Source organism: Pseudobutyrivibrio ruminis DSM 9787 (assembly GCF_900218035.1).
Classification (GTDB): Bacteria; Bacillota; Clostridia; order Lachnospirales; family Lachnospiraceae; genus Pseudobutyrivibrio; species Pseudobutyrivibrio ruminis.
In genome coordinates this window covers 142,952-154,978 of the sequence record NZ_OBMR01000006.1, presented here as the reverse complement: position 1 = coordinate 154,978, position 12,027 = coordinate 142,952, and the positions used below count along the sequence as shown (strand labels likewise).

Sequence of the window (12,027 nt, the reverse complement as noted above, 5' to 3'; positions counted from 1 at the left end):
GAACTGTATGACGGGATTGAATGACATATGGAAAGTATTTTTAAGATATTTGAAAAGAAAAAATTTGAAATGGCCTTCATTTACGCGGCTTTGTTTATGTATGGCCTTATGTACAACCTAATTCCAACTGCGGCTATGATGTATATGCTCATAGCTGTTGTTGTGATTGATTGTTTGGTATTTGGTGCGGGTCATTTACATGTGGATTTCAATTTTTTATTTTTGACAGGATTTTCAGTAATGATGTTGTCTTATGATGAATTTACCATGCCAAATATTCCAGCATGGCGTTCATCATGGCACTATGTGCTGATATTCCCACTTAGCTACCTGGCTGGAAAGATAATTGTGAATATCAGTAATGATAAATATGAAACCATTTCAAAGAATGCATTGATTGCAATGGGGAGCGGCTTTTGCGTTCAAACACTTTTAAATTACTCGATGAATTATACTACTGGCGCAATGGACACTGAAACGTGGCCATCTTTTTTTGAAAATGAAATGTTTTCAAGAAATAACTATGAGTATGGATTCTTCTTTGTAACAACAGCGCTTATATATGTTCTAATCGAAAGAAAGAAGAACAAGGCTTTAGCTACTATAGTTGTTATTTTAAACATCCTTATCCAGTACCTCGGTGTTAGATGGGAAGGCAGATTAAATGCAGGTATTTTGATAATCGAACTTGGCCTGATGATTCCTATTTATCTTTTTAATCAGACAAAAGCAAAGAATAGGAATTATAAAAAAATACTGATTGCAGTTTTGATTGGAATAATAGCTATTGCTTTATTAATTGCAGGAGCATTTAATTTTAACTGGTTTGGATTCAGAGATTTGTATATGCATAGCTATTGGATGGGAACAGGCGGTGTTTTCCATAATGTTCGTTTTGCCCTTATGCGAGAAGGCATAGAAAATTCTGCAAAATACCCGCTTGGTGGATGGACTTCTGTTATTCACAATAGCGGGAGTACTCACAATGCATATCTTGAATGGTCTAGAAACTATGGTATCGTTCCATGGATATTAATAGAGATATTTAGAATGATATCCTTAGTGCAGGTATTAAGACTAACAATAAACAGAAATAGTAAGGGAAATATAAGATATTGGCTACTACCACTTTGGATAGCTTTAAATATTTATTTATCATTCGATCCAGCAGGATTTTATAGAAGATATAATTGGGTGCCATTTTTGATGTTGGCAGGAATGATTTATGAGTTGCATATTAGAGAAGATGTATCACTAATTAAGTTGTCAAAGAGACTTGAATTGCAAAAGAATAATTTTGACCTGGCATTTTTCTTTCTTTCAATCGGGTGCCTTGTGTCGGCATATTATGCTCTAAAAGTAGGCCAGATTGATTTTATGTATGCATTTATGGTACTGCCAGTTGGATATGGATTTGGCATGACACTTAATAAAAAGGTTTCAGTAATTCTTATTGTCGTGGGACTGATTGTTAATGGAATAAAGACTCATGCAATTCTTCCCATCATGCTTATGCCAGGAGGCATTGGTGGGTGGCTTCACCTTCAAAGACAAGTTGTAGAACTGGTACTTGGTGAATATCCTCAGGGATTTATTCATGACTTGGCAGAAGATGGTTCAATGTATTCATTCCTTTCAGAGATTGCAAAATACTACGGGGTGATACCATGGTTTTTTATGGTGATAATGGCCGGATTATTTATTGGAATGATAGGTATTTTATTTAGTAATAAAAATAAGAGCGTAGGTGATTGTATAATAGTAATTGGCGGGATAGTTGCAATTGGTTTTTTACTAATATCTGGTAATACTGTTTACATGAAAAGTATGCTTGGAATACTTGGAATTATAATGGGAATTCTATCTAGAACATTATCAGGTATCCACAATAAGAATAGAAGTTATGGTAGAAATAGTGAATAAAAAGTGGGATGCTGTAAAGTCAATACAGGAGTTTGATGATAGTATTAATGAGTGAGGGTAAGAAAATGGAATTAAAGTGTAAGTTATGAAAATAAATTGTTAAATGATTCAGAATTAAATGAGTATTTATGTTTAAAAAAGAGTATAAAAAGATGTGCGGTCCTGAGAATTAGCGCATATCATATCAAAGGGAGAAGAAAAATGAAAAAACAAATCAAAAGCATGGCTATAGGTTTACTTATAGCCATGCAAATTTTTATGTCAACTTTTGCGGACATGGGTGTAGCATATGCTATGGAGCCATCAGAAGAGCTGACAGCAAGTGAGGAATCCGCCGTCAAGGATTCTTCAGGAGAACAGAAATCAGAAGAAGAGCCGGCAGGGGCTTCAGATTCAGTGGAGGGAGACAAGAAAGACACAACTGGTCAGGCTAATAATGAAACTCCAACGACTGACGGCCAAAATCATTCAGACGGGCAGCCAACTGATAACAACCAGAACCCTGCCAATGATCAGCCTTCTGCTGACAAGCAAAAGGCTGAGGGACAACAAAATCCTGATGAGGTTCAGTCAGAAGAAAATCAATCAGATGATGAAAATTCAGACGACAAATACGAGCAGGACGACCAAGAATCATCAGACGAAAAAGATTCTGAAACAACATCAAACACAATCATCGGTTTTGCAGACATTACTCCAATCACAACAGAGTACAAGCTTGCTTTAGAAAGTCTAAAGGAGCAATTTCCAGAGACAATCACTGCAACATTAGATGATGAATCCACAGTAGAAATTCGTATATACGATTGGGTGGATGTTGATGACTACAATCAGTGGTTAGGTGAGTATACATTTGAACCAGTGGTCAACGGTGACTATGAGGTATCGGAGGATGTAAAGCTACCTACTCTAAAGGTCACTGTCGAAAATGAAAATCACGGTGATACAGGATATGTGTCTCGTCCTGATGGTTACGGGGCACCAAAGGTAGACCGTTCCGAATCAAACGACATGCTTTATGCTGGCTCAATACCAGCCAGCTATAACGGATACGAATCGGGCAATCTACCTGAGATTCGTAACCAAGGTAGTGAAGGTGCTTGTTGGACTTTCTCTACCATGGCTGCAATTGAAGCAGAGATGATAAGCAATGGTTCATCTGGAAAATCTGTTGACCTTTCAGAGCTGCAATTGGCATATTTTACAGCTCACGATTATGATGATCCAAAGAATTGCCACGACAACGACAGTTATTACATTCCATACAATTATGACTACCTTGATAATGGTGGCAATGACTCTATAGCATACAATGCACTTATGAATAGTGTCGGACCTGTATATGAGGCGGATGTACCATATTCGAAGGGCTCAAGTTATAAAGTCCCAGAAAAATACGCAGTAAGCAGCAATGTGGCTAGAATTAATGATGTTTATGAGATGAATATATCAGATGCAGATTTGGTTAAATCATCGATTATGCAACACGGAGCTGTAAGCGCATCGTTTTATGCAGATGAATTTTACTACAACGCTACATACAATTCGTACTATGGAACAGCGAAAAGTGTAAACCATGCAGTTGCTTTAGTTGGATGGGATGATAATTTCCCAGCAGAAAACTTTTCTACAGAGACTGGTGGAAATGGTGCTTGGCTTGTTAGAAACAGTTGGGGACTGGATGATTATGGTTTTGATGGATATTTTTGGCTGTCATATTACGATGCAGGTTTGTTATACAGCGAGACTGTAACAGCATATTCAGCAAGCACAGATGTGTATGATAACGTATATTCGTATGCCACAAGTGACTATAGAGCTTGGTATACATACAGTACGAACCAGGTTTCATATACAACAAAATATACAGTAGCTGCCGGAGAGACTATTGAGGCAGTTTCTGTAGATACAATCAACACAAATTCGACAATCACAGTTACAGTTAAGGCTGGCAACACTTCTTCATCAGGTTCATATAAAAACACTGTTGCGGGAGTATATACGATTCCGCTTAAAAAGCCTATTTCACTTTCTAAAGATACAAATGTATCAGTTACGGTAAAGATATCAGCGCCTGGCTCTCAGAAAGCATCAGTAGTTGTTGAGGATAATTATTATTCTAATGGTAAGCTCAGTCATTATACTTACCATAATGCTGGAACAAACATTTCCGGATACCATGTAGCTGAGGATGCCAAGATTCGTTTGTATACAAACAATGGTGGATCAGTAGCAGTAAATGATAGTGTAAACCTGTCCGAAAATGAGATATTCATTCATAAAGGAGAAAGCTATCAGATAAAACTAGATGCTAGCTCATCAGTATCTAATGCGCAGCTGACATGGTCATCATCAGATACCACTGTTGCAACAGTTAGCAACACAGGATTGGTAAAAGCTACTGGCGCTCATGGTGCGGCGGCTATTACTGGAAAATATAAAAATAAAGAAGTTACATTGCACGTAAATATTGCCCCTTACAATATCACTTATGTTTTAGGGGATGATGTGAAATATTCTACTCTTTACGATACATATTTTCCAGGCAATAGCACCTATTGCAAGTTGCCAACTGACGAGCAAGTGGCAAATGATGGATATACTCTTGAGGGATGGTATTCCAACTCAAATCTTACAACAAAGATTACAAATAGCACGTTGAATACATCGAATAAGGATTTGACATTGTATCCTAAGTGGAAGACTTATCCGGTGTCGATAGTATACGCAGTGCCAAATAATAAGCTTACGGGTTATACATCAAATACAATTACCATAGCTACAGGCAGAACTATATCGAATGGTAATTACACCATACCTTCAGCTAAAAATATGTCAACAGACCCTTCAACATATCCATCACAATATGGTGTGAAGGCAGAGTTCTTGTACTGGTCATTAGATGAAAATGGTGACACACCAGTCACACGGCTAACAACAGAACAACTATTTACCAGAGAAAAAAGTAAGAGTTACGGCACATATCCGTTAAAAGATAAGGTGGTTCTTTATCCACAGTATGGCGAGCTGTATAGCAAGGAAGATAAAGCAGAATTTGCTTCTACACCAACTACAGGCTTATGGATTGCCGGACTTTCGGATTCATACAAATACACTGGAACAGCCTATAACCTTGCTCCTGACACAGGCTTTAGAGTATACGACGGTACAAAACTCTTAGCTAACAAAAAGGACTACACATATACTCTTAAAGGTAATAAAAACGTTGGTACAATGACACTCACAATCAATGGTAAAGGCAATTACGCTGGAACCTTGGTTAAGAAGATGTCCATTACACCAATTGATCTCACCGATAATGGAACAGGTTTAGCCTCAGGTGGTGTCTACTATATTCAGGGTAAAGGCCTAGTGAAGCCAACATTAACTGTGTTCCCTGGAATCGTGGATAAAGAAACAACTGCAGCAAAGCTTACTGCGGGACGAGACTACACAGTTGCCTACTATGATATAGATAAAGAAAATACCACATCATACGATGATGTAACGTTATTAAAGCTGACAAATAAAGTTGGTCCTAAATGCATGGTGGTTACTGGAAAAGGAAACTATACAGGAAGCTTCAAAGTGCCTTACATTACAAAGGCTAAAGAGGATTATTACGGAAAAGCAAAGCTTACAGCATCAAACTTTAAAGCAGGCAACTTCAAGAAAAATGTCACATATACAGGAAAGACTATAGAGCAGGATTATTCAACAAATGTCAAATGCGGTGAACAGGAACTAGACTATGGTTTGGATTTCATAGTTGTTCGTGGAAATCGCACAGAAGTTGGAAAAACAAATGATGTGATTTATGGTTGTGGTTTATACTCTGGCGTTGTAAATATGTCTTACAGTATTACACCAAAGGCTACTCTTACGGCGAAGAATACAACTATCGAAGTAACAAAAATTACTACAGAAAAGAAAACTGTCCCATTTACAAACAAGGCATATACTTCTGCTGATTTGGGTGTGAAAGTAGTGCTTAGTCAAACTGTAGATGGTACAACCACTACTAAGCAACTTACAGAGGGCCAGGATTACACCGTAGTGATGCCGAAGGACTCTACAAATATAGGTGCTAAAGCCATTACAATTCAGGGAATCAATGGATACGCTGGAAAGATAACAAAGAATAATGCGTTTACAGTTGAAAAGGTTCAGGCTGACACATCTAATGTTAAGATGACATTTGATGGATTGGACAGTAAATCTCAGATAGCATATACCAAAGGCGGTGTAAAGCTTACTCCAAAGTTTACCTACAATGGAAAAGCAATGACTGCTGCTGAAGCAAATGCTAATTTCAAGATTACCTGGACAAAAACAGATAATGCAGCAGAAATTAGTAAAAACGGCAAATCTGTGGTAACAGTAACTGCAACGCCTAAGAAGAATCTTACAGGAACAGCGATTACTGCAAGTTACGCGATAGTACAGGCTGATATATCAAAAGCCAAGATAACAGCAGCGGATAAGATGGTGAGCTCAAAAGCAAATGCATATAAAGTGGCACCAGTCTTGTGTGATACAAATGGCAAGAAGTTGGTTGCTGGAACTGATTACGACAAAATAAATATTGCATACACCTATGAGAATGAAACTGATGTAACTTATAAACAAGGTTGGTATACAGACGAAGCTACACGTGTAGCTGGCAGCGAGGTACAGAGTACAGACATTATTCCAGCAGGAACTGTTATCAGAGTTACAGTTGTAGGAAAGGGTGCATACAAAAACACAACTGTTGCTTCCGCTACTTACCGTATTATGAAAAAAGATTTATCAAAATCAGCAGTTACACTATCTGATAATATAAAAGCTGGTGTCACCTATTCTGGGGACGCAAAATCTATAAAGGCTTCAAATCTTACTGTTAAATTTGGTAAGACTAAGCTTGTCGCTGGAAGAGATTTTTATATCGATACCGATTCATATACAGCAAATACCAACAAAGGTACAGCTTCAGTGTTGATAAAAGGTACTGGAGAATATGGCGGCACAAAGAAGATTACATTCAAGATTAATCCGAAAAGTATGCAGTAATATACAATATAATAAAATCAATTGATATTGTATCCACCATGATACAGTGATACAATATCTAGTGTAAAAGCAATTCAAAAGGAGCGGTTTTTGAATTGCTTTTTATACATTAAAAGAGTTAATAGTAAGAAAGGGAAATGCTATGAAAAAAAGATTTCGTATGCTTGCGTTGGTGCTTAGCGCGTGCATGATGCTTAATCTTGCACCTATGACAGCATTAGCGGCGGAAAGTACTCCTCAGTCCGAGATAGTGCTTTCAGGTTCTTCTACAGATGCAGACGATATTGATGCATCAGAAGAAACAACAGATGCTGAGGAAGCCGTCACTCCTCAGCCAGAAGAGACCACACCTTCCACAGAGGAAGTTGTAGAAGCCGGCTCAGATGAAACAGAAAATGATTCTGAAGTTGAGCCACAGTCTGAATCGGAAGAAACAACAGATGATTTAGAATCAGTAGAAGAGGAAGAAGAACAGGAGCTCTTAGAAGCTACATCTACTGTATTTACAGTTGATGGCCAGGGCACACTTGTTAAGTCTTCTTCAAAAGAATTATCAGGTGATATTGATATTGCAAAGATGCTTCCAGAAGGAGCAGTTGTAAAGATTATCCCTGCCGATATTTTCAAAGGCAACACAGGCATTACATCAGTTGTAATTCCATCAACTGTTCAGGAGTTCAAAACAGGAGCTTTTGATGGTTGCGAAAACCTTACAACAGTCAAATTCGAGAACGATACAGTAAGTGCTACAGAGTTCCCAGAGGCTATGTTCAGAGGCTGTACAAAGCTGGCATACTCAGCAAAGGCTACCAACTTCAAGATTCCAGCAGGAGTTCAAAAGATTGGTCAGTATTGCTTCCAGGGATGTACAAGCTTAGGTGGAGTTGATTTCTCAAAGGCCACATCTCTTACCGAGGTTGGCGATTCAGCTTTCATTTATTGCTCAGCTCTCAATACACTCAAGAACTTTGATAAAACAGCAGTTACTAAGATAGATAGCAATGCATTTGCAAACACAGCAGTTAATCAGACAATCGCAGTACCAACTACATTGGTAAGCATTAGCTCAAATGCGTTTGCAAACTGCTCAAAGTTATACAGCATCGACTTATCTTCACTTGATGGAACTAGCCTTACAATTGGCAAGGGTGCTTTCTCAAACAGTGGATTAAAGAGCATTTCGCTTCCAGATACATACCACACACTCACAGAGGGAGTATTCCTTAACTGTACAAATATGACTACAGTTACAATTGGTTCTAACAAGGCTGATACTGGAGTTACAACAATTGCAACAGGTGCATTTGAAGGCTGCACCGGGTTGACAGAAGTTATTCTTAACGAATCTGTTACAGAGGTTGCTAATAACGCTTTCAAGTCATGCAACAAGGTTGTAACAATAAAGTCATTACAGGGTAAATCCCTTACAAATGGCAATTCTATGACCCTCTATTACAATTCATTCCCTATAAACAAGGGCATGACTATTTACGGATACGACGGAAATATTCAGGATTGGCAGGGCAAACATAGCACTGAGGAAGTAAAGTTTAGTAGCTTATATACAGGATTAGCATTTGATATCAACGAGCAAAAGGATGGAAATTCTGTAACAGTTGCCGGCGCAAAAAATATTGTGACATTAGGTGATAAAGTAAATGTTACACCAAAGGCAGCAAAGAACTACACTTTGATTTCCATGACACATGGAACAAAGGATGCCTATGTTGGCTCAGCTGCAACAACAGATGAGACTGGTGCATCAACATACTCATTTACAGTTACAAATTCGGATGTTGATAGTGAAGGCAAGATCCCTGTAAATGTTGCATTTGCAAACATTTCGCAAACAGACACAACATTTACATTTGAAATAAAAGAAAACGACTACGTAACATATGCTAATACTAATGATGCTATTGAAATCAATACATTAGGACAAAGCGTTCCCCTTACAATTCGTGCGATAAATAGTAACTATGGCTCAGTAACATCAAATCCATGGTTATGGTCATTCAAGAGTAACAACACAAATTGTGTAAAGGTAGATGCCAACGGTAAGATTAGAGCGGTTGCATCTACAACAGGCACAAAGGACGGTTATGCTACAGTAACAGCTACTTTAAACGCTAATAAAAAGATTGTTGTTACAGCAAAGGTATATGTCGAGGCAGTACAGAAGTTTAATTCTATTTCTAATGTGTCATTTGAAGATACATACAAAATGACAAAGGCAGTAGATTCTCAGACAGGATTAAATACAATCGTATTCTCTAAATCTTGGGTTGAAGCTGCAAAGCATGCAAAGAAGACAAGAGACGTTAATGTCACAGTTGAAGCTCTCGATACCAATGGATTAGAGATGGATACAGCATTCACATGGAAGAGTGCAAACACAGCCATTGCTACAGTTGCAAGTTCAACTACTGAATCAACAAGCAACACAATCAAGGTATGTGGCGTAGGTGAGACAATCATCACAGCTACATCTAAAGAAAAATCAGCTACAACAAAAGAGACTGCATCAATTCAGTTTATTGTTAGAGTAGTTGATAAGACACCAGCTGTTTCAGATTCAACAATCGTTATCAACACAAAATCAAATAAGGGAACAGATTTCAACATCGTTCGATCATACAATGGTGCTATTTCAACAGATGACATTGAGATTGTTCAATACTCAAACAAGAAATGGGTATCAATGGACAAACAGTTCTCTGTTAGTGTTGTTAGTCAGCCGGTTGAAAGAGCAGATGGCGATTATGATCAGACACTAAATATTGGTTTATACACCGATTCAAAATATGCAAATAAAGAAACAAGTGTAGCTGACCTCTATGTTAAGTGTCTTGTTGATAACACAGATTATGTATATGCAAAATTACCAACAGTAAAGATTACTGCAAAGGCACCAGCTCCAAAGGTAACAATTGCAGGTAAGGTTAACACATTCTATAAAGCAACAGCCGAAACAAAGGCAGATACATCAGTTACAGCAACTGTTGCAAAGGTAGCTGGATACGAATGGGACACATCAAAGGAAGTAAGCCTTGACTGTCTCGATACAGACACAGGAAATGTATTCAAGGAGAATTTTGATGTAGAACCAGTAAAGGCTGGAGATTACAGCAAGCTTAGAATCTATCAAAAAGCTGAAGAGTTAAAGGTATATAATGATAAAGATAAAAAGTTAGCTCTTACAGGTTATCTTGTAATTCCATACAAGAACGGAATTGAAGCAAAAGTAAAGATCACAATTGGAACTCAAAAAGTTGCACCAGCTTACGTGCTTTCGAGCTCAACAGTTACAACAAGCAAATTTGCAAAAGCACAGTCATTTAATATTCAGCTATTAGATAAGAAGACAAAGAAGGTTATCGACCTTACAGATAAGCATTCATTTGATAAGTATGCCGCAGGTTCTACTCCATTATCATTCACAACACTTACTCCTGCAGTTGATGTAGAGACTGATACAATTACAGTAACAACACCTGCAGATGGAATTAGTGCAAACAGCAAAGCCATTATTGTTCTTAGAAACACAAACTGGAACCAAACACTTACATATCCACTTACAATAAAGGTTGCTACAGCAAATCCTAAGATTGTACTTGGAACATCAAACATACAGATTAATATAGCTTCTGCAACACAGAACTCTACAACAGCAGCTCTGAAGGATGCCTATATTACAGGATTAGATGTTCATGATGATAGAATTGTTTCTACAAACAAGGGCAAAGCAAAGACAGAGGCTGATAAGGTATCATGGGAATATGACAACGGAAAGCTTAAGGCTTCTGTGCAGGAAGACAATCTTCCAGCTAAAGGAAAATACACATACACAGTTCCTTACACAGGAACATACGTAGGTGGCAACACATACGATGCAACAGTGGCTGTAACAGTACAGATTCTAGAAGCAGTACCAACTGTAAAGCTCAATGCAACCACATTCACATTAAATGACAACCTGTATGGAGTTACAGACGGAGAAAATGCAGCAGAAATTGCTACAACAACATATTCTGTATTGAATCTTCCAGCTGATGGTGCATACACAGTTGATATGACAGAGGCAGAACTTATCAACACAACACAGAAAAAGAATCCTGTCAGCTACGGAGTAGGTGGAAATACAGCATGGACAAGCGCAGGTTCACCAATAGCATTTGATTTAAATGCTGGTAAGTTTAGCATCTACCTTACAAAGAAACTTAATGGTGTAGCAAATACATTTACTATTTCTAAGGTGAAAGTTGATGGTAAGACAATTGCAGACCTCAAGATTACTGTAAAGTCAAATCTTAAGAAGCCTACAATTAAGCTTGCGCCAAAGGGAACAATCAATGTACTTGATGGTTCATCAGCTATTACATACACACTTACAGTTGCAAACTATAGCGGAACAGTTGATCCTAGAAAGCTTCAGTTAATCAGTGAATATGTTCCAGATAAGACCAATAGTTCAGCAGGCACATGGAAGTTGATTCCTAGTGAAATGGCAGGCCATTTCGTATTTGATGCTGCAAGTGTTAATGGAAACAAGATTAACTTGGTTGTAAATGATAGTGAGAGAGCAGATTTGCAGGGAATCACATACAAGATTAATGCTAATTATGCATTCGGTACGGACGCAGAAGATGCTACTTATACTTCAGAAGTATGTACAATCGCTCCAAAGCCAACACAGTCAATGCCAAAGCTTACACTTTCAGCAAGTGCTATGAACTTATATGCTGCAAACCCAAGCTACGGTAATTCGATTACAGTAACTTCAAAGAACACAGCAGTAAGCATTGATGATATTGAATGGTCAAAGAATACATCAAAAGACATGCAGAAAGCATTTGAAGCACCAATTTACGATGCATCAACAGGTAAGCTTACAATCAAGATAAAGAATGCAGCTTTATTAAAGAAGAACACTACATACACATTAAAGTATTGCATCAAGAATGATAACCAGCTTACAGGAAACAATGTACAAGGTACAGAATTTGCTGTGAAGGTGACAGTTAAATAACCAATTTATAATGAATAACGTCA

The 12,027-nt window shown here is 37.8% G+C and carries 3 protein-coding genes; all 3 read left to right on the top strand.

Annotation, left to right across the window (positions count from 1 at the left end; all coding sequences use genetic code 11):
* Positions 1–27 precede the first annotated feature (27 nt).
* Positions 28–1,923: a hypothetical protein gene (locus CRN97_RS06955; protein WP_097076353.1), complete on the top strand. Its 1,896-nt coding sequence runs from the start codon at positions 28–30 to the stop codon at positions 1,921–1,923.
* A 201-nt stretch (positions 1,924–2,124) separates the two neighbouring features.
* Positions 2,125–6,975 (top strand): C1 family peptidase, encoded by a 4,851-nt coding sequence (locus CRN97_RS06950; RefSeq protein ID WP_097076352.1) that lies wholly within the window; start codon positions 2,125–2,127, stop codon positions 6,973–6,975.
* A gap of 142 nt (positions 6,976–7,117) precedes the next feature.
* Positions 7,118–12,004, top strand: coding sequence for a leucine-rich repeat domain-containing protein (locus tag CRN97_RS06945; protein ID WP_097076351.1), 4,887 nt, complete (start codon positions 7,118–7,120; stop codon positions 12,002–12,004).
* The last annotated feature ends 23 nt before the right edge of the window (positions 12,005–12,027 follow it).